The organism is Bradyrhizobium sp. MI1.4, assembly GCF_055811315.1.
In genome coordinates, this window is the sequence record NZ_JBVVPP010000026.1 from 15,646 (window position 1) to 37,507 (window position 21,862).

The window sequence follows — 21,862 nt, forward strand, 5'->3', positions numbered from 1 at the left end:
GGCGCGAGCCGGGGCTTTTTTGTAGTGAGGTCGTCGCCCGGATGGGGCGAAGTGAAATCCGGGAAAGCCTCTCCGTGAGGCGAGAACCCCGGGTTACGCTTGCGCTCCATCCGGGCTACGCGGCAGCCGGCCTTGTTTTCTTCTAATTGCGCCGCAATTGATGTATCCAGATAAGCCAATGGCGACGCTGCGACGGCACAACGCGCCTGGCCTTTCATTTGGAGATATTGAGATGTCACTCGATTCGGACATCATCGTCGATCGCCGCAGGATCCGCCGCAAGCTGACGTTCTGGCGCGTATTGGCCGCGCTGATCGCGATCGCGGCGATCGCAGGCTTCGCGCTGGTCGCGACGCCTGGTGCGCGCGGCACGTTCGCGTCCGCCGGCTCGATCGCGCGGGTCCAGATCGAGGGCCTGATCCGCAGCGATTCCGATCGGACCCAGGCGCTCGAGCGGCTGGAGAATTCGCAGGCCGCCGCCGTCATCGTTCACATCAATTCGCCGGGCGGCACCACCGCCGGCTCCGAGCAGCTCTATGATTCGCTTGTACGGTTGAAGGCAAAGAAGCCGCTCGTTGTCGTCGTCGAAGGCCTCGCCGCCTCCGGCGGCTACATCACCGCGATCGCCAGCGATCACATCATCGCCCAGCAGAGCTCGCTGGTCGGCTCGATCGGCGTGCTGTTCCAGTTTCCGAACGTCTCGGAGCTGTTGAAGACCGTCGGCGTCAAGGTCGAGGAGGTAAAGTCCACGCCGCTGAAGGCCGCGCCCAACGGTTTCGAGCCAACCAGCCCTGAGGCACGGGCGGCGCTCGATGCGTTGGTGAAGGATTCCTATGCCTGGTTCAAGGGATTGGTGAAGGAACGGCGTGGCATGGATGACACGCAGCTCGAGAAAGTGGTTGATGGCCGTGTCTTCACCGGACGCCAGGCCATCGATCTCAAGCTGATCGATCAGATCGGCGACGAGAAGACCGCCGTGACCTGGCTGGTCGAGCAGAAGGGCGTCAAGAAGGGGCTCTCCGTGCGCGATTACAAGCTGCAGCCGCGCTTCAGCGATCTGCCGTTCCTCAAGACGGCGGCCGCAGTAACGCTGGAAGCACTGGGTTTAGGCTCGATTGCGCATCAAATCGGACAAACCGGCGTCGCACAGGCGGTCGATCGGCTCGGAATGGATGGAATGCTCGCCTTGTGGCAGCCGGCGGCGTCGAACTGACCGGAACCGGGCGAGCTACAGAGGTTTTTCCCGTTCGGCGCGTGTAGGTCCAGCCCGCTTTTTCGGCATTTGTCACGTGTTTTCACGACGCTCAACCCTCATTTAGCGTCTTGACAGATCACGGTATTTTCACGGAAATGGTCGTCCGCACGCTCCCGGGTCCTATCTCTCGATGATCAAATCCGAACTTGTTCAGCGTATCGCCGAGCACAACCCGCATCTGTACCAGCGGGATGTCGAGAACATTGTGAATGCGATTCTCGAAGAGATCGTAGCGGCCCTCGCGCGCGGTGATCGCGTCGAGTTGCGCGGCTTCGGTGCCTTCTCGGTCAAGCATCGCCCTGCACGCGCAGGGCGCAATCCGCGCACCGGCGCCCATGTGCCTGTCGATCAGAAGAGCGTTCCGTTCTTCAAGACCGGCAAGGAAATGCGCGAACGGCTGAATCGCGACCATCCGGATCCAGGCGCGCCAGACTGAGGTCCACCTCAGGGTTTCCCGCGGTCGCGAGCGATGCGACCGCAAGCTTGATTCAAGGCGAGCGAGCCGAGATGCGAAAATTCCTGACCGCGCTGGTCGTGATTCCGCTGGGCCTGATCCTGATGGTGTTTGCCGTCGCCAACCGGCATTTCGTCACGGTCTCGTTCGATCCCTTCGTGTCCAATGACCCGTCATTCTCGGTCACGCTGCCGCTGTTCCTGCTCCTGATCGTGGTGGCTGCGCTCGGGGTGGTCGCGGGTGGTTGTGCCGTCTGGTTGGGCCAGCGGCACTGGCGGCGTGCGGCGCGCCGGCATGACGCGGATGCCCGGGCCGCGCGAGGCGAGCTGGCTGATCTGCGGGCCCAGTCTGCCGCAGCAAGGCCTGAGTCCCAGCGCCTCCCCGTTCCCTCCGGTGTGGGGCTTTACGGGCCCGTCGGGCGAGACAAGCAGCGCGCGACGTTGTAGAAGCGGCCGCAACCGAAAAGCCCGTTTTCCGGCCGCGGACCCGCGGCCCTCCATTTGCTTTGAGCCCATATCCGTCGAGAACATGTCCTTGCTCGTCAAAATCTGCGGCCTGTCCACGCCCGAGACGCTCGAAACGGCGCTCGAGGCGGGTGCCGACATGGTGGGCTTCGTGTTCTTCCCGCCGTCGCCGCGACATTTGTCGCTGGAAGCCGGCCGGGAGCTCGGCCGGCAGGTGAAGCGGCGCGCGCTCAAGGTCGCGCTCACCGTCGATGCCGACGATGCCACGCTCGACAACATCATGGACGCGCTGTCGCCGGACATTTTCCAGCTTCATGGCACGGAGAGCGTGGCCCGGCTGCGCGACATCAGGCAACGGGTCGGTCGTCCGGTGATGAAGGTCGTGCCGGTCGCAACGTCAGCCGATCTCGCCGTGCTGCCCGGTTACGCAGAGGTTGCCGAACGCATCCTGTTCGATGCGCGCGCACCGAAGGACGCAACGCGGCCAGGCGGCCTCGGCGCACCATTCGATTGGCATCTGCTCGGAAACCTGGAGCTCGCGTTGCCGTATATGGTCTCGGGCGGCCTCAGCGCCGACAACGTCGCCGAAGCCGTTCGCGTCACCCGGGCCGGTGGCGTCGACGTCTCCTCCGGTGTCGAGAGCGCCCCGGGCGTGAAGGACCCCGAGATGATCAAGGCCTTCATTCGCGCCGCGCGCGCAAGCCAAGATGCAAGTCAAGAGTTGAGCGTCCGATGAATGTTGCAAAACCCAATTCCTATCGCAGCGGCCCCGACGAGCGCGGCCATTTCGGCATTTTCGGCGGACGCTTCGTTGCCGAAACCCTGATGCCGCTGATCCTCGATCTGGAGAAAGCCTACACCGAGGCCAAGGTCGATCCGGCCTTCCAGATCGAGATGAACGGCTATCTCAAGAATTATGTCGGCCGGCCCTCGCCGCTCTATTTCGCCGAGCGTCTGACCGAGCATCTGGGCGGCGCGAAAATCTACCTCAAGCGCGAAGAGCTCAACCACACCGGCTCGCACAAGGTGAACAACGTGCTCGGCCAGATCATGCTGGCGCGACGCATGGGCAAGAAGCGCATCATCGCCGAGACCGGCGCCGGCCAGCACGGTGTCGCCACCGCGACGCTGTGCGCGCGCTTCGGCCTCGAATGCATCGTTTACATGGGCGCCGTCGACGTCGAGCGGCAGCAGCCCAACGTCATCCGCATGGAGATGTTGGGCGCAACGGTCATTCCAGTGCAGTCGGGCACGCGCACGCTGAAGGATGCCATGAACGAGGCGCTGCGCGACTGGGTCACCAACGTGCACAACACCTTCTACTGCATCGGCACGGTCGCGGGTCCGCATCCCTATCCGACGCTGGTCCGCGACTTCCAGTCGATCATCGGCAATGAGACCAAGGCGCAGATGCAGGAGATCGAAGGCCGCCTGCCGGACTCGCTGGTGGCCTGCATCGGCGGCGGCTCCAACGCGATGGGCCTTTTTCATCCGTTCCTCGACGATTCCACCGTCGAGATCTTCGGCGTCGAAGCTGCGGGCCACGGGCTGACGCAACTGCATGCGGCGTCGATCGCGGGCGGTCGTCCCGGCGTGCTGCACGGCAACCGCACCTATCTCCTGATGGACGCCGACGGCCAGGTCCAGGACGCGCATTCGATCTCCGCCGGGCTCGACTATCCCGGCATCGGCCCCGAGCACTCCTGGCTGCACGAGATCGGCCGCGTGAACTATCTCTCCGCGACCGACGACGAGGCGCTCGCAGCGTTCCAGGTGCTGTCAAAGCTGGAAGGCATCATCCCCGCGCTCGAACCGGCACATGCCATCGCCAAGGTGATGGAGCTCGCGCCGAAGCGGACCAAAGATCACCTGATGGTCGTCAACCTCTCCGGCCGCGGCGACAAGGACGTCCCGCAGGTCGGCGACATCCTGAGGGGCAAGAGCAAGTGACCACGCGTATCGACACCCGCTTCGCCGAGCTGAAGAAAGCCGGCCGCGCGGCCTTCGTCACTTTCGTGATGGCCGGCGATCCCGATCCGGCCACCTCGCTCGAGATCATCAAGGCGCTGCCGAAGGCGGGCGCCGATGTGATCGAGCTCGGTATGCCCTTCACCGATCCGATGGCCGACGGTCCGTCGATCCAGGCGGCAGGCCTGCGCGCGCTTAAGGCCGGCATGACGCTGAAGAAGACGCTCGATCTCGTGCGCGGCTTCCGCAAGGACGACAATGCCACGCCGATCGTGCTGATGGGCTACTACAACCCGATCTACATCTATGGCGTCGACAAGTTCTTAGGTGATGCGAAGAGTGCCGGCATCGACGGCCTCATCATCGTCGACCTGCCGCCGGAAGAGGACGACGAGCTCTGCCTGCCCGCGATGAAGGCCGGCCTCAATTTCATCCGCCTGGCGACGCCGACCACCGACGACAAGCGCCTGCCGGCCGTGCTCGCGAACACGTCAGGCTTTGTCTACTATGTCTCTATCGCCGGCATCACCGGTGCAGCGGAGGCGGACGCCAATGCCGTCGGCGACGCGGTCGCGCGCATCAAGCGGCATACCAAGCTCCCGATATGCGTCGGTTTCGGCATCCGCACGCCGGAGGCGGCGCGCGCCATTGCCGAAAAGGCCAATGGCTCGGTAGTCGGCACCGCGCTGGTCGATGCGCTCAAGAACAGCCTCGATGCGGAAGGGCGCGCGACGGCCAAAACCGTCAACGCCGTCGCCGAGCTGACGGCGGCACTGGCCCAGGGCGTCAAGGGCGCGCAACAGGCGGCGGAATAGGCCTTAATTCCGCTGCCAAGTCCGACGAGCAAGGCGGACGATACGGCGGCTTGCCGGGCCGGGTCCCGGCCGCCATATATCCCTTCAGGTGGTCCCCAGGCGGGATCGCACATCGGAGCAAACCATGAACTGGCTTACCAATGTGGTCCGGCCGAAGATCCGCAACATGCTGCGGCGGGAGACGCCGGAGAATCTGTGGATCAAGTGCCCGGATTCCGGACAGCTCGTGTTCTACAAGGACGTCGAGGCCAACCAGTTCGTCATCCCCGGCTCGAACTATCATATGCGCATGAATGCGGTGGCGCGTCTGAAGTCGATTTTCGACAATGAGACCTGGTACGACGTCGCGCTGCCTGACGTCACGCCCGATCCGCTCAAGTTCCGTGACGAGAAGAAGTACGTCGATCGCATCAAGGATGCCCGCGCGCGGACCAATCTGAACGACGCGATCAAGGTCGGCTACGGCAAGCTCGAAGGTGCCGCCGTCGTCGTCGCGGTGCAGGATTTCGACTTCATGGGCGGCTCGCTCGGCATGGCCGCGGGCGAAGCCATCGTGCGCGGGCTCGAGCTCGCGGTCGAGAAGAAGTCACCCTTCATCGTGTTCGCCGCCAGTGGTGGCGCGCGCATGCAGGAAGGCATCTTGTCGCTGATGCAGATGCCGCGCACCACGGTCGCGGTGCAGATGCTGCGTGAAGCAAAACAGCCCTACATCGTCGTGCTGACCAACCCGACCACCGGCGGCGTCACTGCGTCCTATGCGATGCTCGGCGACGTGCAGATTGCCGAGCCCGGTGCGCTGATCGGTTTTGCCGGCGCGCGCGTGATCGAGCAGACCATCCGCGAAAAACTCCCCGAGGGGTTTCAGCGCGCCGAATACCTCAAGGAGCACGGCATGATCGACATGGTCGTGCATCGCCACGAATTGCGCCCGACCCTGGCGCGGCTCTGCCGACTGTTGACCAGGGCACCTGCGCTTGAGGCCGCATCACAGCCGGTACAGCCGGTCGTCAGTCCGGCGCAGATCGTATCGGCTCCCGAAACGGCGCCGGCCGCGCCGCACGCGTGAACGCTTCCTCTGACAGCGCAAAGCCGCCGCTCGGCGAATTGATCGGGCGGCTGTCGGCCCTGCATCAGAAACGCATCGATCTCGGGCTGGAGCGGATGCACCGCCTGCTCGAGCGGCTCGGTCACCCCGAGCGCAAGCTGCCGCCGGTGATCCACATCGCCGGTACCAACGGCAAGGGCTCGACGCTCGCTTATCTGCGCGCGACGCTGGAGGCAGCTAACCTGCGCGTCCACGCTTACACTTCACCCTATCTCGTTCGCATCAACGAATGCTTCCGGCTCGGCCGCGTCGGGGGCGGCGTGCTGGTCGGCGACGACGAGTTGCGCGCGGCACTGGAAGAGGTCGAGCGTGTCAATGCCGGCGAGCCGGCCACCGTGTTCGAGCTCAAGACGGCGGCTGCATTTCATCTGTTCGCGCGGAACCCGGCCGATGTGGTTCTGCTGGAGGTCGGCCTTGGCGGCCGGCTTGATTCAACCAATGTGGTTGACGCGCCGGCGGCCTGCGTGATCACGCCTGTCAGCATGGACCACATGGATTTGCTCGGTGACACCTTGACGTCGATCGCGGGCGAAAAGGCTGGGATCATCAAGTGTGGCGTGCCCGTGGTTTGCGCCGAGCAGCCGGCTGAGGCGATGGCCGTGATCGAGGCGCAGGCCAGGCGCATGCGCGCGCCATTGTTTGCCGCGGGCGAGAGCTGGCATGTCAATGTCGAGAACGGGCGGCTGGTTTATTCCGATGAGCGCGGCTTGATGGATCTCACAGCGCCGCGCCTGTTCGGCCGGCACCAGTTCGACAATGCCGGTCTCGCCATCGCGACGTTGCGGGCCACCAACGCCTTCAAGATCAACCAGGCGGCGTTCGAGGCGGGGATCGTCGGTGCGGAATGGCCGGCGCGGATGCAGCGCATCGCTTCGGGCGAGCTGCTCGCTCTCGGCCCGCAGGGCTCGGAGATCTGGCTCGACGGCGGCCACAATGCGGAAGGCGGCCGCGTCGCGGCGGCCGCGCTCGGCGATCTCGAAGAGCGGGTGTCGCGGCCGCTGGTCGTGATCGCGGGCATGATGGCCAACAAGGACGCGAAAGGCTTTCTCGCCAATTTCGCCGGTCTGACCCGTCACATCATCGCGGTGCCGATTCCCGACACCGACAACGCGATGCCGGTCGACCGCCTTACGGATGCCGCGCGCAGCCTCGGCATGCGCGTCGAGCCCGCGCCCGGCGTGGAGGCCGCACTGCGCACCTTGGCGAAGCTCGCCTACGAAGTGCCGCCGCGCATTCTGATCACCGGCTCGCTCTATCTCGCCGGCCACGTGCTCGCCATCAACGGCACGCCTCCTGTATAGTCTTCGCTCCATCCGAGCTACGGGAAGACCCATGCGTTTTGCCGCGATTGCCGACGTTCACGGAAACTACCTCGCGCTGGAAGCTGTGCTCGCCGACATCCGCGCGCAAGGCGTCTCCGAGATTGTCGATCTCGGCGACATGCTGAGCGGCCCGCTTGATGCGCGCCGAACCATCGAAATCCTGATGAAGCTCGATGCCGTGCACGTGCTCGGCAATCACGATCGCTATCTGCTCGACCGTGCGCCCGAGAAGATGGGCTCGTGGGATCGCCCGGCCCATGCAGCGCTCAATGCCGCGCAACTCGACTGGCTGCGCGCGCAGCCGATGACGCGCGTCTTTCGCGAGCAGATTTTCATGTGTCATGCGACTCCCGACAATGACGAGGTGTATTGGCTCGATACCGTGCATCCCGACGGCGCGGTGGCGCTGTCGCCGCTCGATCGCATCGAGCAGTTTGCGCAAGGTATCGCGCAATCACTGATCCTGTGCGCCCACACCCATCTCGCCCGTGCCGTGCGACTTCGCGACGGAAGGCTGATCGTCAATCCCGGCAGCCTGGGCGGCCCGGGCTTCCGTGACAAGCATCCGTTCCCGCATGTCGTGGAGGCCGGCACGCCGCACGCGCGCTATGCGATCCTTGAGCTAACCGATGGTGCCTGGCAGGTCACGTTCCGCCATGTGGTCTATGATCACGAGGCGATGGCCACGCTCGCTCGCCGCAACGGCCAGCCGGAGTTGGCGAATGCGCTGGCGACGGGATGGATCGGATAGTTGCCGCTCCATCCGGGCGACCGGCTACGGCTGTTTTAGCAGCTTCATCGGATCCACCGCCTTCTGCTTCAGCTGCTCGAAGCTGCATTGCCGCGGGGCCTTGTCGGGGCGCCAGCGCAGGATCGAGGTGCCGTGGCGAAAGCGCTCGCCGCTGAAATGATCATAGCAGACCTCGATCACGAGTTTCGGTTTGAGCGGACACCACTTCGCCGAGCGCTCGGTGGACCAGCGGCTGGGGCCGCCCGGCGCGTTGCCGGTGAAGCCGGGCTCGCCGATCAACGCCTCAAGCCGATCGGTCAGGTCAGGCTTTTCCGCCGCTTTGATCGCCGAGGTGAAGCCGACATGGTGCAGGAGACCATCGTCATCGTAAAGCCCGAGCAGCAGCGAACCGACCACGCTCCAGCCGGCGATCTTGTTGGTCGCATAGCGGAAACCGCCGACCACGCAATCGGCGCTGCGGAATTTCTTGATCTTCTGCATGCCGTCGCGATTTCCCGCCTGGTAGGGCAGGTCGACGCGCTTGGCGATGACGCCGTCCGAGCCGCCGCCGGATTGCGCCAGCCATTTCTTCGCAATGGCGTAGCTCGTCGTCGCCGGTGAGAGGCGGAAGATGCTGCCTTTCAGATTGGCCTTGGCAAACGCTTCCAGCGCCGGTCGCCGCTCCCTCAGCGGTTGCCCGGCAAGCTGCTTCTCCCTGGCCGTCGCAAGCAGATCGAAGGCGAGATAGAGCGCCGGCGTCTCCTCCGAGAGTTTCTTCACGCGGCTCGCCGCAGGGTGAATGCGTTGCAGCAGCGCGTCGAAGGAAAACCCCTTGCCGTGCGGCACGACGATCTCGCCGTCGAGGGTGAAGCGATCCGCCTTCAGCTTCAGCGCCGCGGCGACGATCTCGGGGAAATAACGCGCAAGGTCTTCACCGGATTTCGAGCGCAGATCAATGCTGCCGCCGTTGCGCGAGAGCAGGCAACGAAAGCCATCCCATTTCGGCTCGTATTGCCACTCCTTGCCGCGCGGGATCGCGTCGACCGAGCGCGCCTCCATCGCCACGAGGGGGTCCGACTTTCGCGCGCGTTTTGCGGGAGGAGGAGGCAACAGGCGGGACTCATCATACGCTGGACATGTCCCATCAACGCGAAACGGCCGACTTTCGCCGGCCGTTTCCAAAAATAATCTTGCGCGCGGCGGATCAGACCGCGGAAGTGATCCACTGCTGCAGCTTCGCCTTCGGCGCCGCGCCGACCTGGCGGGAGGCCATCTCGCCGCCCTTGAAGATCATCAGGGTCGGGATCGACATCACGCCATATTTCGACGCGGTCTTCGGGCTCTCGTCGACGTTGAGCTTCACGATCTTGACCTTGTCGCCCATCGCGCCGGCGATCTCGTCGAGCGCGGGTGCGATCATGCGGCAGGGGCCGCACCATTCGGCCCAGAAATCGACGACCACGGGGCCGTTTGCCTTGAGCACTTCGGCTTCGAAATCGGTGTCAGAAACCTTACCAACGGCCATGGGAGTACCTCGTACCTGAGAGAACGGCGCGACGGGAATCGCGCCAAGATCATGGCGTCAACCTATGAATGGCTCCTTGCCGGGTCAAGGACGCTCACACCGAGATGAAGAGATGCCAGCGCCGCGTCCAGCGCGGGAGCCGAAATCTCCATATATTCAAGGGCCTCGGTCCAAAGCAGGGCGGCGCGGACAGGCTTTTGGGGATAAAGCCGCGATAGCACCGCCCGATAGAGCGCAAGCTGCCGGACATAGGCGGCGGGCGCCGCATCGGCGCTCCTGGGAGCCGCCTGATTGGTCTTGAAATCGACGATGAGGACCTCATCCGGCCGAACGACCAACCGGTCGATCTGCCCCGACACCAGCGCCCGGGCGTGGCCCGGCCGTTCCAGCCGGCCGACGATCGCGACCTCCGCCCGGCTGCCGGCCGCAAACACGGGCGCAAACCGTGGCTCGGCGATCAAGCCGAGCACCTTGTCGGCCAGCGCGGTCCGGTCGGCCTCCGCCCAATCCGCCGCGTTGCGCGCCATGAAGCCGAGCGCGGCCTCGCGTCGGCGCTCAGTGGCGATGTCGGGGAGCGATTGCAATAGCCGGTGCACCAGCGTGCCGCGTTGCAGCGCGAGCGCGCGGGACTGCACTGATTCGCCCGACTGCACGGCGCGGCCGTCCCCGGACGGCTGGCCGGAGGGGCGCACCGGATCGTCGTCGATGGTGTCGCGCGGTGCCGGCGTCCGCAGCCAGTCCGGGAGCGCGGTCGCCTGGTCCAACGAGGCCGCGGGCGTGCCCAGCGCCACGACATCCTCCGGTCGGGAGAAGCGCGTCGCCTTTCCCAGCGGCGTCTCGATCGTCTCCTTCGTCAGGCCCGAGCCGGCGAGCCCGGTGTCGACCAGATCGTACCAGCTCAGCTTGCGAACCGTCTTCATGTTGCCGGGCATGCAGCCGCCGACGATGAGCCGGTCGGCGGCGCGCGTCATCGCGACGTAGAGCAGGCGGCGATATTCGTCCTCGGTCTCCTCGAGCATCGCCTTGCGCGCCTCGACGACGGGTTTGGGATCATCCGCCTTGCGTCCGGCCCAGACCACCACCTCGCCGCCATTGCCGCGCGGGACATGGATCAGCCGCAGCCGCTGCGAATCCGCTGGCGACGATGTAGTGTCGACCATGAACACGACCGAGGCCTCCAGGCCCTTGGCGCCGTGCACGGTCATCACCCGCACCTCATCGCGCGAGATCTCCATGTCGCGCTTCACCTCGGTATCGGCCGAGCGCAGCCAGGCCATGAAACCCTGCAGCGAGGCGGGCGCCTTGCGCTCGTAGTTCAGCGCCAGCTCCAGGAACTCATCGAGCGCGTCATTGGCCTCATGACCGAGCCGGCGCAGCATGCGCGCGCGTCCGCCGTCTCCCCCGAGCAACCAGGCGTAAAAGGCGAACGGCGTCTCCTCGCGGGCTCGGATTTCGCAGGCTTCGAGGCGTCGCAGGGCCGCAGCGAATGTCTCGCTTGTCGGGGCATGTTCGCCGAGCGCGCGACGCAGCGATCCCTTGCGGTCATGGGCCAGCTGGAACAGATCGTCGTCATCGAGCCCGAACAGCGGGCTCTTCAGCGCCACCGCGAGCGCGAGATCGTCTTGCGGCAGCAGCAGCGCATCGGCGAGATTCATCAGGTCGATGATTCCGATGTGCTCGGTGAGCTTGAGCCGATCGGCGCCGGCGACCGGAACGTTGGCGTGCTTCAGCGCCTGGATCACCGCGTCGAACGCATTGCCGCGCCGGCGCACCAGGATCAGCATGTCGCCATAGCGTAGGGGACGCCGCTCGCCTTCGTGCCCGGTCAGCGTGCCGCTTTCGACCAGCCGCTTGATCTCGGTCTGGATCCGGCGCGCGAGCTTCACCTCGGGGCTGGTGGCGGCGACCCCGTCGAACGGTGCGCGCCAGCCCTCGATCTCCTGCCTGTCGTCGGCTTCCGCCAGGTCCCACAGCTCGATCACGCTGGGGCCGGCATCGCCGAGTGCATTGTGCAGGGGATGACCGGTCTCGACCGAATGGATGCTCTTGTAGATCGCGGGCTCGCGGAAGACGTGGTCCACCGAATGCAGGATCGCGGCGCCGGAGCGGAACGAATAGGTGAAGGCGACCGGATCGAATTTCAGTCCGGCCCCCGTGAACTTGCGGTGCAGTTCGCGCCGGCGCGCATCGAATTCCCGGGGCTGGGCGCCCTGAAAGGAGAAAATCGACTGCTTTTCGTCGCCGACAGCAAAGACGGTGCGGTTCAGGCCTTCGCGCGCACCTTCGCCGGCTGTGAATTCCGAGATGATGTGCGCGACGATGTCCCATTGCCGCGGGCTGGTGTCCTGGGCCTCGTCGATCAGCACGTGATCGACGCCGCGGTCGAGCTTGTAATGCACCCAGCCCGAGGAAACGCGATCGAGCATCGCCAGCGTCTTGTCGATGAGGTCGTCATAGTCAAGCAGCCCGCGCTCCTGCTTCTCGCGGCGGTAGTTTGCGGCAGCCGCGGTCGCGATATGCAGCAGGGCCGCGGTGCGGTCTCGCATGGTGACCGCACGGCGCGTCTCGATTAACCCACTGACGCGCTGCGCCTCGTTCTCGAACAGGCGGGCGACGGACGGGTTGTGATCGCAAAACTTCTTGGTCAGCACCGCCTTGCGCGGCAGCTTTTCGTCCGTGAGGAAGACGCTGAGATAGGCATCGACCTGCGCGGCGCCGGAAAAGACCATTGCCTCGCGAAGCCGGCAGGCCTGGTCGTTGTCGGACTTGCTGCCGTCCTCCAGCGCAACGGCGATGTCGTCCCAGCGCGATCGCGGCAGGAACGGACCGTCGACAATCTCGGTCTCGATGTCCTCGATCCGATCGTTCGCGTCCACCCCCAACGCCGCTGCCATCTGCGCGGCAGCCAGCTCCGCGCTGCCGGCTTCATCGGTCCAGGCCATGAAGTGATCGCGGCTCAGGCAAGCCTCGCGCACCACTTCCTTGAAGGTGACATCGGCGGCGCTCGCCATCGCGGTCAGCAGCGCGCGGCCGGTGACGCTGTCAGGATCGCGCGCGGCCTCCAGCAGCACCTTCAGATTGGCGCGCTCCATCATGTCGGTCTGGTCGCGCTCGTCGATCACGGCGAAGCGCGCGGGGACATTGGCCTCGAACGGAAACTGCTGGAGCAAACGCGTGCACAGCGCGTGGATGGTCTGCACCTTGAGCCCGCCGGGCGTCTCCAGCGCACAGGCGAACAGCTTACGTGCGTCGCGCCGCAATTTTGTAGTGGGGTGCGGGATGCCGACCGCGCGGATCGCCGCATCGAGTGCCGTGTCGTCGAGCGTCACCCAATGCCCGAGCGTGGTGAACACGCGCTCGGCCATGTTGGCGGCGGCCGCCTTGGTGAAGGTGATGCAGAGGATCTTTTCCGGCGGCACGCCCGCGAGCAGCAGGCGGATCACGCGCTGCACCAGCACATGCGTCTTGCCCGAGCCGGCATTGGCCGACACGAAGGCCGACGCGGACGGGTCCGATGCGCGCGCTTGCCTGGCGCGCACCTCATCCGGGATGGGGCGCGGTGCCTTCACCATTCCTCGATCCCCAATCCGCCGGCCGCGGACCATTCCTTGATCCGGGCGAGATCGTCATAGGCGCCGTAGCGGTTGGTCCACATCGGCAGGTTCAACGAGGTATAGGGCTGGTTCTCGTCCTCGAAGGCGCGAATCAGCGCCTCGAGCTTGGCCCTGGCCTCGGCAGCCGCGGTGTCCGGCGGCTGCGGCTCGTCGCCCTGCTTGAACTTGAGTTCGAGAATGCGTTCTTCGCCCGGCGGATTGTTGCCGCTCAGGCGAACATAGACGAGCTGGCTCACGGACGCGCCGGCATCAATGTCGGGAAAACCACCCTCGCGCAGGATCGCGGCTTCCAGCGTGAGCTGCGGCGACAGGCCCATGCGGACCTGCTTGCCGGTCGGTGGCTGGCCGGTCTTGTAGTCGAGGATGGCGTAGCCGCCGCCCCGGCGCCGTTCGATGCGGTCGGCGCGCGCGGAGAGACGGAAGCTGCGCCCATGGTCGAGCGGGATCGAGATCTCGCCGCGAGTTTCCGCGGCGATCGCCTCGATCGCGTCGCGCCGCGCCGTCTCCCATTCGCCGAACCAGCGTGCGATGCGCTGGAAGCGCGGCCACCACAGCGCCCGCGCCTCGGGTCGCTCCATCAGCGGCTCAAAGTATTTTTCGCCGATCGCGCGCAGCACGCGCGCCGGATCGTCGGGCAGATCGGTGGCGTAGCGTTCCGTGAACTCTCCGAGCGCATCGTGGATCGCCGAGCCGCGGTCGGCGGCCGACAGCGGCATGTCGACGGGATCGAGCGCGTCGAGCCGCAAAATGTGTTTTGCGTAGATCGTATAGGGATCGCGCAGCCAGTCCTCGATCCCAGTCACAGACATCCTGAGCGGCCGGGTCGCGCGTGGCGGTCGCGGCTCGGGCTGCTTGATCGGCCTCACCTCGTCGGGCTGGTCCAGCGCGGCTGCGAACTGCACGTATTTCTCGCCCGCGCGAATCGCGGCCTTCCAGTGCGCATCGCCCGCGACCGCCTCCAACCGGTGCAGGAAGCGCGAGGCAACCGCCGGGGCACCGCCAGCCTTGGCGGAGTGGGTGAGGATGACCTCGTCGCCGCCCAGCAGTTGCGCAAAATCATGCGCGGAGAGGCCGATACGGCGTTCCGGCAGATCGAGGCCCAGCTGGTGCCGCATCGGCCGGCTCAGCCACGGATCGATGCGCGGCGCCGGTGGCCAGACCCCCTCGATCAGCCCGCCGACGATGATGCGGTCGGCCTGCATCAGGCGTGATTCCAGCGGTCCGTAGATCTGGAGCCGCGCGCCTGGCCTGTCCCGCCGCCGCACCGCGCGATCGCTGAACGCGGTCTGGAACACGTCTGCGTAGTCGGGCAGCGTGACCATCAGTCCGCTGGTCGTGCCGCCGCGCAGGAGATCGTCGAAGGCGCTCGCGAGCGCGAGGCCCTCGCGGTCCTCGAAGGCCACGGAAATGCCCTGCTCGTCGCGCGACAGTTCGATCATGATCTCGCGATGCCGATGCGCGAGTTCGGCGAAGTCATACGGTTTTGATGACGCAAGACTCTCGATCGGCGCCAAGGCTTGTCGTAAGGCATCGATCAGCGCCTGGATGCGATCGAGGTCTTCCGCCTTGAGACGTGCGCGCGGCTCGGCCTTATGCAGCGCGGAGACTTCGCTGCGCCACAGCTTGGTCAGCTCCTCGCGAAAGCGATTGAATTCGCGCAAGAGGCCGGCGGTGCCTGCAGGCGGGCGCGTGCCGCGCAACAAGGCGAGCTCCAGGCCTTCGATCGCAGCCTTCCATGCGCCAGGGGCCCGGCCGAGCCGGCACAGCGGATGCTTCAACATTGCGAGCAGCGTCGGCGGCTCCAGTCCCTTGGTCGCAGCCTCAGCTGTCAGTCGGGCAAAGACGCCGGCGGAGGTTTCCATCAGGACGTCGCCGCCGGAATCGTCGAATGCGAGATCCCACCGGGTCAGCGCGGCCATCACCCGCCGCGCCAGGGCGCGATCGGGCGTGACAAGTGCGGCGGATTTGTCGAGGTGCCGCGCCTCGCGCATCGCAATGGCGATGGCGAGCGCTTCCATTTCAGGGTTGGGAGCTTCGACAACCGCGAGGTTCTTCATGCCGCCGGTGATCTTTAAGGCCACATCCGGCTGCTTCAACCGGTCGTGCCAGATCTCGGTCTTGGCCGATGGCCGCATCGATTCGGAGGCGAGCAGATCGCGACCGCCTTCCGCCGGAGGCTTGAGGATATCGACGTCGCTGCGCTTGATGCCAAAGCGATCCAGCAGCGCGTGCATGGCATATTGCGGATGGTTCGAGACCGGATGCTCCGCAAACTTGCCGAGCGCATCGCGGACGCCGCCGATGCTGCGCCAGGCATCGTCATCGAGATCAGTGTCGAGGCCGGGCAGCACCACGGCGCCATGCGGCAGCGAAGCGACTGCGTGGAGAAATCTTGCCGTGGCCGGCATCGAGCCGGTCGAACCGGCCGCGATCACGGGGCCATGGCGATGCACGGTCAGCCGCCTGGCTTCGGCATTGATCAGGAGGTCGCGGCGGGCAGCGGGTTCGATGCGTTTGATTTCGGCGAGATGACCGGGCCAGGCGATGCGCGCGATGCGCAGGAATTCGAGCGAATGCTGCCAGTAGCGGTCGAGCATATCGGGCACGAGGCCATCGAGCGCGCTCCAGTCGACGCCGCGCGTGACCATGTCGTCGATCAGCCGCGCGAGATCGGAAGCGAGCGCCAGCGTCGATGCGGGGCCGCCGACGACCAGCGGAGACAGCACCGGACCCTTGGCCCAGGCCGCGACGAGTTGCGCCAGTGTCAGCCGCCGTTCGAGCTCGCCGAGCCGCGGCGGAATGTCGAGCGGCGTTGCGCCGGAAAACTGTTCGCCCTCATCGGCGAAAGCGAGCTCATCCTCGTCGATGTCGCCGAGCGCGACGATCCGCGGCAGCACGACAGCATCCGCCTTCATCTCGTCGAGGAAGATCTCGCGGACGACGCGCATGGCGCGCCGTGTCGGCAGGTACAGTGTGGTATCCGCCAGCCGTGCCGGCTCCTTGCGTGCCTCAAAGCCCTCGACCAGCCGGCCGTCGAGCAAGCCTGAGACGACGGTGCGCAGGAACGGAACTGAGATGGGAACGCTGAAAACGCGCATGAGCTGCCTGATTCGGGAATCAGGCGCCAATATAGGGAGGCGGAGTCAAATGGTCATGGGCGGAGGTGGGATAGTCCCCGCTGTTTGCCGGACCAGAACAGGTGCCGTAGGGGACAATGGCGCAGCCCTACGCCACGCTCTCCAGAAACGCCTCTTCCGCCGCGTGCACGGCATCAGGCGTGCCGACATGCATCCAGACGCCGTCGAGGCGAAGGCCGAACAGCCGCTCCTGCTCGTTGGCACGATCGAACATCTTGGTCAGCGAGAACTCGCCCGCGGGGGCATCGGCGAAGATCGACGGCGACAAAATCGCAGCGCCGGCATAGACGAACGGAACGACCTCTTTTTCCTTGCGCTTGCGCAGGGCACCGTCGGCCAGCATGCCGTAATCGCCGCGGCCGCTATAGCCGATGCTGGTCGCCGTCGGCGCCATCAGCAGCAAAATGTCCATCCGCGCGGGATCAAAGTTTTCGGCGAGCCGCGTCAGGTTGGAGCGTACGCCGTCGATCCACAGCGTGTCGGAATTGACGTGAAAGAACGGTGCGTCCCCGAGCAGCGGCAGTGCCTTGACCACGCCGCCGCCGGTGCCGAGCACCTGGTCGCGCTCGTCCGAGATGGTCACGCGCGGATGCTGGCGGGATGCGGTGTGATCGATGATCTGGTCCGGCAGGTAATGCACGTTGACCACCGCCTCGCTCACGCCGGCCCGACCGAGCTTGTCGAGCACATGGTCGAGCAGCGGCTGGCCGGCCACCGGAACCATCGGTTTCGGCATCTTGTCCGTCAACGGACGCATGCGCAGGCCGAACCCTGCGGCGAGCACCATGGCTTTGGTCGGTTTGACGGGCATCCTTCGCTTTCTCAGACCTACTGATCTCGCGTTCGCAGCAATCCTAACATGAGGTTCGACCGACCGCACCGCGTCTTAACCGCCTTAACCACCTGCCGTGACGCTTGTACGACAGGTGTTGCCGTTACGCCCCGATGGACGTTGACCGCGTCTTTTTCTTCTTGTCGCCGAGCTTGAGAAAGTTGACGCCGATCTGGTCGCCATTGACCCAGGCGAGCTCGCAGCGTCGGTATGCAAGTCCGGTGGACGATAGCAGCAGAAAAAACTCCTTGAGATGCAAGCCTTCGACCGAGCCGTCGATGGTCAATTTGGCGCCGCTGTCGGAGACGTCCTCCATGGTGCAGTCGCGCCGCCAGGTGCCGTCGATACCCATCATCTGGGCCGCGATCCCGCGCTCGAAAACAACCCGGCTGCTGCCGCGCTGGTCCGTCTTCACCGCCATCTGCCCTGCTCCAGCCCGTAATCATCCGGCTGCTCCGCCGCCAGATTACCGGCGTCTTGGCCAACAGCCGGTAAATCGAGCCCTGAATCAGCCTTTTCAGCCCCTACTAGCCTTTTCAGCCTTGGGCCTCAGCCTTGGGCCTGCCTTTGGGGCGGCGGGACGTTGGCGAGATACCAGTCGCGCAGATGGGCGAGCGCGGGATGCGCCAGGGAGCGCTGGAGATAGGTCCAGATCCGCGGCTGGTGACGCAGATAATGCGGCTTGCCGTCGCGGCGGTTGAGGCGGGCAAAGGTGCCGAGCAGACGCGTGTTCCGCTGCGCCGACATGATGGCGTAGAGCTCGGCGAAGCCGGCCGCATCGAAGCTCGCCTCGCTGGCGCGGCGCGCCTTGATGTAGCGCGACAGCAGCGTCAGCTCGATCGCCTCGGGCACGTCGATGCGGGCGTCCTGGAGCAGCGACACCACGTCGTAGGATTGCGGCCCCAGCACGGTGTCCTGGAAATCGATCACGCCGACGCGTTCGATGCCGGTGCGATTGCTGAGCCAGATCAGATTCGGCGAGTGATAATCGCGGATGATCCAGGTCTTCGGCGCGGCCTGCGCCTTCTGCAGCAACTCGCGCCACATGGCGAAAAATTCGGCGCGCTTCGCGTCGTCCAGCGGCGCGTTGCGATCAGGCAGGTACCATTCCGGCATCAAGCCGATTTCGATCAGCAGCGCCTCGATATCGAAGACGGGAATGGCGTAGGTCTGCCGCCCGAGCGGCAGCGTTTGCGGCAGCGTCTTGCCGTGCAGCACGGCCAGCAGATCGGCCGCGGCTTCGTAGCGTTCGGCGATCGGGCGCGGCGGATCGCCCTCGATCACGCCTTCGGTGCCGAAGTCTTCGCTGATCAGGAACCCGTGGTCGAGGTCGGAATGATGGATCGCGGGCGCCGAGATTCCCTGCGCGCGCAGGCCCTCGTCGATGGCGACGAAGGGTTTGATGTTTTCGGCGAGATGCACCGCGGCGCTGTAGGATTTTCCGTTGTACATCGCAGCACCATCGGGGCGCTGCGGCGAATTCATGAGGATGACGATCTCGTCGTCGCGCTGCAGCCGCGCATAGGAGCGCGTCGAGGCGTCGCCCGCCATGCGTTTGCGCGTTGCCTCCATGTAGCCGGATGCATCGAGGAATTCGCGCAGCGCCTGCAGCCGCGCGACGATGGCGGCAGCCTTGCCATGGCCGGTGATGTCGGCGGCGCGTGCATTCGAGCCCAGCGCCGGCCGGTGCGTCAGCGCGATGTCGATGCGGTCTTGAGGCATCGCCGACGGCGCGCGCTCCGGCCATTCGATCAGGACGAGGGTTGCTTCCGGCAGCGGCGACAGCCCGATCTCTTCGAGCTCGCTCTCGTCCTCGACGCGGTAGAGGTCGGCATGCATCACCGGGAACGGTGGCAGCTCGTAGCCCTGCACCAGCGTGAAGGTCGGGCTCGGCACTTCCAGTGCATCGTCACCGGCGAGGTAGCGGATCATGGCCCGCGCCGCCGCGGTCTTGCCGGCCCCGAGATCGCCGGTGAGCGTGATGACATCGCCGGGGCCGACCAGCAGCGCGAGGTCGGCCATCAGTTGCGCAGTGGCTGTCTCGTTGTGGAGCGCGACGGCGAATGTGGTTGGCGCAGTCATTCGGCGGCGTCGCGATGCGCCGCCTGGTCGGTCGGGAAGTCACAGATCACCACCGTGCCCCTGCCCACGATCGAATCCACCCGGATATTGCCGCCATGCAGCTCGACGAAGGAGCGCACCAGCGACAGGCCGAGCCCGGCGCCGCGATGACGCGAGCCTTGCGAGCGGCTCTCGAACCAGTTGAACACCTTGTCCTTCATGTCGGCAGGTATTCCAGGCCCGGAATCTGTCACGGTGAAGACCACACTGCGTTCGGTGCGGCGGGCGCTGATGCCGACGGTGGAATCCGGTGGAGAAAACCCGACGGCGTTGGCGAGGAGGTTATAGAGCACCTGCACCACGCGCTTCTCGTCGCCGGTGAAGCTGCCGACATCGGGCGCGATCTCGACCTTGAGGCGGATGCGGTCGGTGGCGAGCCGGTCCTGGAGACCCTCGGCGGCGAGCTCGATGGTCTTGCTGACGTCGACCGGACCGAGTTCCAGCTTCATGGCGCCGGCGTCGATGGTGGCGAGATCCAGGATGTTGTTGGTCAGCGCCAGCAGCGCATTGGTCGATTTGGTGACGTAGTCGAGATATTCGGCCTGTTTCGGGGTCAGCGGCCCGGTCGAGGGATCACTGAGGAAATGCGCAAAGCCAATGATGGTGGTGAGCGGCGAGCGCAGCTCGTAGGAGACGTGGTGGACGAAATCCACCTTCATCTGGTCGGCCGCCTCCAGCGCCTCGTTGCGCTCGCGCAGAGCGCGCTCGACGTTCTCGGTGTCGGTGATGTCCTGGAACGTCAGCATCGTGGCGCCGTCGTGCAGCGGCCGGATCATGCCGTCGAGCACGCTGCCGTCCTTGCGCTCAAGCTTCAGCGGAATGTCGGCGCGGCTCTCGATCGAGGTGACGGCCTCGCGGATCTGCCGCCAAACGATCGCGTCGTCGAACAGCTGATGGCACCAGCCCTCGACCGTCTGGATGTGCGGCTCGTCGCGCATGGCGTCAGCGGACAGCTTCCACATCCGGACGAACGCCGGGTTGAACAGCTGCGCCCTGCCATTGCTGCCGAACACCGCAACGCCCTCGGCGAGGCTATCCAGCGTCTCACGCTGGACCCGGATCATGCCGTCGAAGCGGCGGGCGAGCTCCAGGCTCTCGGTGACGTCGTCGAACAGATAGGTGACGCCGCCCTCGGGATTCGGCGTGGTGACGACGGAGAGCGCGCGCCCATCGGGCAGATACCAGGTGTCCTTGGCGGCCTCGACCGCCCGATAAGCCTCGTGCAGCTTGGCCTTCCAGGCGCGGAAGTCCGGCTGCTCCGGCAATTTGCGCGCGGCGCGAAGCTTGTCGAGCACGCTGGAATCATCGGGGTTGGCGTCGAGAAAGGTGCGGTCGAGGTCCCACAGCTGGCGGTAGGAATCATTGTAGAAGGCAAGCCGGCGCTGGCCGTCGAACACGGCAACGCCCGAGGAGAGCTGGTCCAGCGTACGGCGATGCGCCTCCGCCATCCGCACCAGCGCCGAGCTCAAGGCATCCGCCTCGCTGGCATCGATGGCAACGCCGACATTGCCGCCACCGACATTGACGGCGCGCACATCATAGATGCGCCGCTCGCCGCCGATCACGATCGGCAGCCGCGAGGTGAAATTGGCCGCTTCCTTCAGTCCCCGCTCCATCGCGGTGCGGTCGGCGCTGTCGAGCAGCTCGAGCTTGCGCTCCTGGGCGTCGGTGATGCTCGCCGCCTCGGTCGCACGGACATAGGCGGGATTGGCATAAGCCAGCGCGCCGTTCTCGCCCTTGGCCCAGATCGGCCAGGGGGCGGCGGTCGCGAAGCCGCGCAACATCTCCGTCTCGTCGGAAAGTGCCTTGTAACGCAGATTGGTCTCGGCCAGATCGCGGCGGAGCCCCGAGAGTTCGCGAATCCTGACGATGGCTTGGCCACCGATGGCGCGGCCGATGGCCTCCAGCGTGTGGCCATGCGCGGTGGTGAGCGTCAGCTGGAACCCGTCGCCGCGGTCGCGCAGCGCATCGACGGCGTGATCCATCTGCAGCGCCGGTTCCGGCGGCAACCAGGTTCCAAACGCGAGCACGCGCTGGGGAGAGGAGTCGCGCGGCAGCACCATGGAGATGTCACCGGAGATCTGCGCGCGATTGTCGCCGGCCGGCCAGGAGATCAGGATCTGCGGCTCGGCGAACAGCAATGCGCCGAAGCGGTCGGCCTGGAGCTGGAGTTCCCCGATCCGGGCGCGCAGCCGCGCCTCGTTCTTCGCCGTGCGCACGCGCGTGCGCATCAGGAGGATCGCGGCGACCACCGAGAAGCCGAGCAAGGCCAGCGCGGTGGCCAGCACCGCGAGCTCCTGCCGGTTGAAATCCAGCAACGTTGAGAGTGTGTCGACGAGGTCGGCGGCCTCAGCCGGCGCAGCCGGCAGCAGCGCTGCGAGAGCGCTTCCCAACAAGCCGTTGCGCACGAGCGATGTGCACGACAGCAGCGTCCGACGCATCGACACGATCACGCCTGACATAGTTGCCCCAAGATCGCACGAATTTGCGCGCGGCGACCCCCGTCGCGCGCGAATCAAA

17 protein-coding genes are annotated in these 21,862 nt (G+C 65.7%); 9 read left to right on the top strand and 8 right to left on the bottom strand.

From position 1 onward, the window contains the following. The first annotated feature begins 232 nt into the window (after window positions 1-232). The 9 genes from sppA to AC0L23_RS24750 all read left to right on the top strand — a co-directional run bounded on the left by sppA (window position 233) and on the right by AC0L23_RS24750 (window position 8,134). Window positions 233-1,213 (top strand): signal peptide peptidase SppA, encoded by a 981-nt coding sequence (sppA, locus tag AC0L23_RS24710; RefSeq protein WP_018455760.1) that lies wholly within the window; start codon window positions 233-235, stop codon window positions 1,211-1,213. A 172-nt stretch (window positions 1,214-1,385) separates the two neighbouring features. After that, complete coding sequence (locus AC0L23_RS24715; RefSeq protein WP_007598410.1) at window positions 1,386-1,691, top strand: integration host factor subunit beta; 306 nt, start codon at window positions 1,386-1,388, stop codon at window positions 1,689-1,691. Window positions 1,692-1,762: 71 nt separating this feature from the next. After that, entirely contained in the window at window positions 1,763-2,155 is a 393-nt protein-coding gene (locus AC0L23_RS24720; protein WP_085362052.1) for a lipopolysaccharide assembly protein LapA domain-containing protein, read from the top strand. A gap of 82 nt (window positions 2,156-2,237) precedes the next feature. Then, complete coding sequence (locus AC0L23_RS24725) at window positions 2,238-2,909, top strand: phosphoribosylanthranilate isomerase (RefSeq protein ID WP_085362030.1); 672 nt, start codon at window positions 2,238-2,240, stop codon at window positions 2,907-2,909. Next, complete coding sequence (gene trpB, locus AC0L23_RS24730) at window positions 2,906-4,123, top strand: tryptophan synthase subunit beta (RefSeq protein WP_085362029.1); 1,218 nt, start codon at window positions 2,906-2,908, stop codon at window positions 4,121-4,123. The genes AC0L23_RS24725 and trpB overlap by 4 nt, the downstream gene beginning before the upstream one ends. After that, a complete protein-coding gene (gene trpA / locus AC0L23_RS24735; RefSeq protein WP_085349901.1) occupies window positions 4,120-4,956 on the top strand; it encodes a tryptophan synthase subunit alpha in 837 nt (278 codons plus the stop codon). Before trpB ends, trpA begins: the two co-directional genes overlap by 4 nt. A 124-nt stretch (window positions 4,957-5,080) precedes the next feature. Next, a complete protein-coding gene (accD, locus tag AC0L23_RS24740; protein ID WP_085362028.1) occupies window positions 5,081-6,022 on the top strand; it encodes an acetyl-CoA carboxylase, carboxyltransferase subunit beta in 942 nt (313 codons plus the stop codon). Then, the gene (locus AC0L23_RS24745; RefSeq protein ID WP_085362027.1) at window positions 6,019-7,362 is read left to right on the top strand and encodes a bifunctional folylpolyglutamate synthase/dihydrofolate synthase; all 1,344 of its coding nucleotides are present in this window, start codon (window positions 6,019-6,021) and stop codon (window positions 7,360-7,362) included. The genes accD and AC0L23_RS24745 overlap by 4 nt, the downstream gene beginning before the upstream one ends. Window positions 7,363-7,393: 31 nt before the next feature. Further along, the gene (locus tag AC0L23_RS24750; protein ID WP_085362026.1) at window positions 7,394-8,134 is read left to right on the top strand and encodes a metallophosphoesterase family protein; all 741 of its coding nucleotides are present in this window, start codon (window positions 7,394-7,396) and stop codon (window positions 8,132-8,134) included. Window positions 8,135-8,158: 24 nt separating this feature from the next. Here AC0L23_RS24750 and AC0L23_RS24755 read toward each other — a convergent pair whose 3' ends face one another. From AC0L23_RS24755 to AC0L23_RS24790, 8 genes are all read right to left on the bottom strand, one after another. Then, a complete protein-coding gene (locus AC0L23_RS24755; protein ID WP_473357477.1) occupies window positions 8,159-9,172 on the bottom strand; it encodes an ATP-dependent DNA ligase in 1,014 nt (337 codons plus the stop codon). A gap of 145 nt (window positions 9,173-9,317) precedes the next feature. Further along, window positions 9,318-9,638, bottom strand: a complete 321-nt coding sequence (gene trxA / locus AC0L23_RS24760) for a thioredoxin (RefSeq protein WP_007598398.1) — start codon at window positions 9,636-9,638, stop codon at window positions 9,318-9,320. A 62-nt stretch (window positions 9,639-9,700) separates the two neighbouring features. Then, window positions 9,701-13,210, bottom strand: coding sequence for a double-strand break repair helicase AddA (gene addA / locus AC0L23_RS24765; RefSeq protein ID WP_085385556.1), 3,510 nt, complete (start codon window positions 13,208-13,210; stop codon window positions 9,701-9,703). After that, window positions 13,204-16,350, bottom strand: coding sequence for a double-strand break repair protein AddB (addB, locus tag AC0L23_RS24770; RefSeq protein ID WP_085362023.1), 3,147 nt, complete (start codon window positions 16,348-16,350; stop codon window positions 13,204-13,206). Before addB ends, addA begins: the two co-directional genes overlap by 7 nt. A 127-nt stretch (window positions 16,351-16,477) precedes the next feature. Beyond that, window positions 16,478-17,200 carry a nucleotidyltransferase family protein gene (locus AC0L23_RS24775; RefSeq protein ID WP_018455770.1) on the bottom strand — a complete coding sequence of 241 codons (723 nt, stop codon included), beginning with the start codon at window positions 17,198-17,200 and terminating at the stop codon, window positions 16,478-16,480. Between the two features lie 124 nt (window positions 17,201-17,324). Then, window positions 17,325-17,642, bottom strand: a complete 318-nt coding sequence (locus AC0L23_RS24780) for a PilZ domain-containing protein (RefSeq protein ID WP_085362022.1) — start codon at window positions 17,640-17,642, stop codon at window positions 17,325-17,327. A gap of 128 nt (window positions 17,643-17,770) precedes the next feature. Then, window positions 17,771-19,303 carry a tRNA (adenosine(37)-N6)-threonylcarbamoyltransferase complex ATPase subunit type 1 TsaE gene (tsaE, locus tag AC0L23_RS24785; RefSeq protein ID WP_085362021.1) on the bottom strand — a complete coding sequence of 511 codons (1,533 nt, stop codon included), beginning with the start codon at window positions 19,301-19,303 and terminating at the stop codon, window positions 17,771-17,773. Further along, on the bottom strand, window positions 19,300-21,804 hold the full coding sequence (locus tag AC0L23_RS24790) for a sensor histidine kinase (RefSeq protein ID WP_018455773.1): 2,505 nt from the start codon (window positions 21,802-21,804) through the stop codon (window positions 19,300-19,302). The genes tsaE and AC0L23_RS24790 overlap by 4 nt, the downstream gene beginning before the upstream one ends. Between the last annotated feature and the right edge of the window lie 58 nt (window positions 21,805-21,862).

Excerpts from the sequence above, each read along its gene's own strand:
- AC0L23_RS24725 (WP_085362030.1), top strand. The coding sequence starts at position 2,238 with ATGTCCTTGCTCGTCAAAATCTGCGGCCTGTCCACGCCCGAGACGCTC.
- tsaE (WP_085362021.1), bottom strand. The coding sequence starts at position 19,303 with ATGACTGCGCCAACCACATTCGCCGTCGCGCTCCACAACGAGACAGCC.
- AC0L23_RS24790 (WP_018455773.1), bottom strand. The coding sequence starts at position 21,804 with ATGTCAGGCGTGATCGTGTCGATGCGTCGGACGCTGCTGTCGTGCACA.
- sppA (WP_018455760.1), top strand. The coding sequence starts at position 233 with ATGTCACTCGATTCGGACATCATCGTCGATCGCCGCAGGATCCGCCGC.
- AC0L23_RS24775 (WP_018455770.1), bottom strand. The coding sequence starts at position 17,200 with ATGCCCGTCAAACCGACCAAAGCCATGGTGCTCGCCGCAGGGTTCGGC.
- AC0L23_RS24720 (WP_085362052.1), top strand. The coding sequence starts at position 1,763 with ATGCGAAAATTCCTGACCGCGCTGGTCGTGATTCCGCTGGGCCTGATC.
- addA (WP_085385556.1), bottom strand. The coding sequence starts at position 13,210 with ATGGTGAAGGCACCGCGCCCCATCCCGGATGAGGTGCGCGCCAGGCAA.
- accD (WP_085362028.1), top strand. The coding sequence starts at position 5,081 with ATGAACTGGCTTACCAATGTGGTCCGGCCGAAGATCCGCAACATGCTG.
- AC0L23_RS24780 (WP_085362022.1), bottom strand. The coding sequence starts at position 17,642 with ATGGCGGTGAAGACGGACCAGCGCGGCAGCAGCCGGGTTGTTTTCGAG.
- AC0L23_RS24715 (WP_007598410.1), top strand. The coding sequence starts at position 1,386 with ATGATCAAATCCGAACTTGTTCAGCGTATCGCCGAGCACAACCCGCAT.
- AC0L23_RS24755 (WP_473357477.1), bottom strand. The coding sequence starts at position 9,172 with ATGGAGGCGCGCTCGGTCGACGCGATCCCGCGCGGCAAGGAGTGGCAA.
- addB (WP_085362023.1), bottom strand. The coding sequence starts at position 16,350 with ATGCGCGTTTTCAGCGTTCCCATCTCAGTTCCGTTCCTGCGCACCGTC.
- AC0L23_RS24750 (WP_085362026.1), top strand. The coding sequence starts at position 7,394 with ATGCGTTTTGCCGCGATTGCCGACGTTCACGGAAACTACCTCGCGCTG.
- trxA (WP_007598398.1), bottom strand. The coding sequence starts at position 9,638 with ATGGCCGTTGGTAAGGTTTCTGACACCGATTTCGAAGCCGAAGTGCTC.
- trpB (WP_085362029.1), top strand. The coding sequence starts at position 2,906 with ATGAATGTTGCAAAACCCAATTCCTATCGCAGCGGCCCCGACGAGCGC.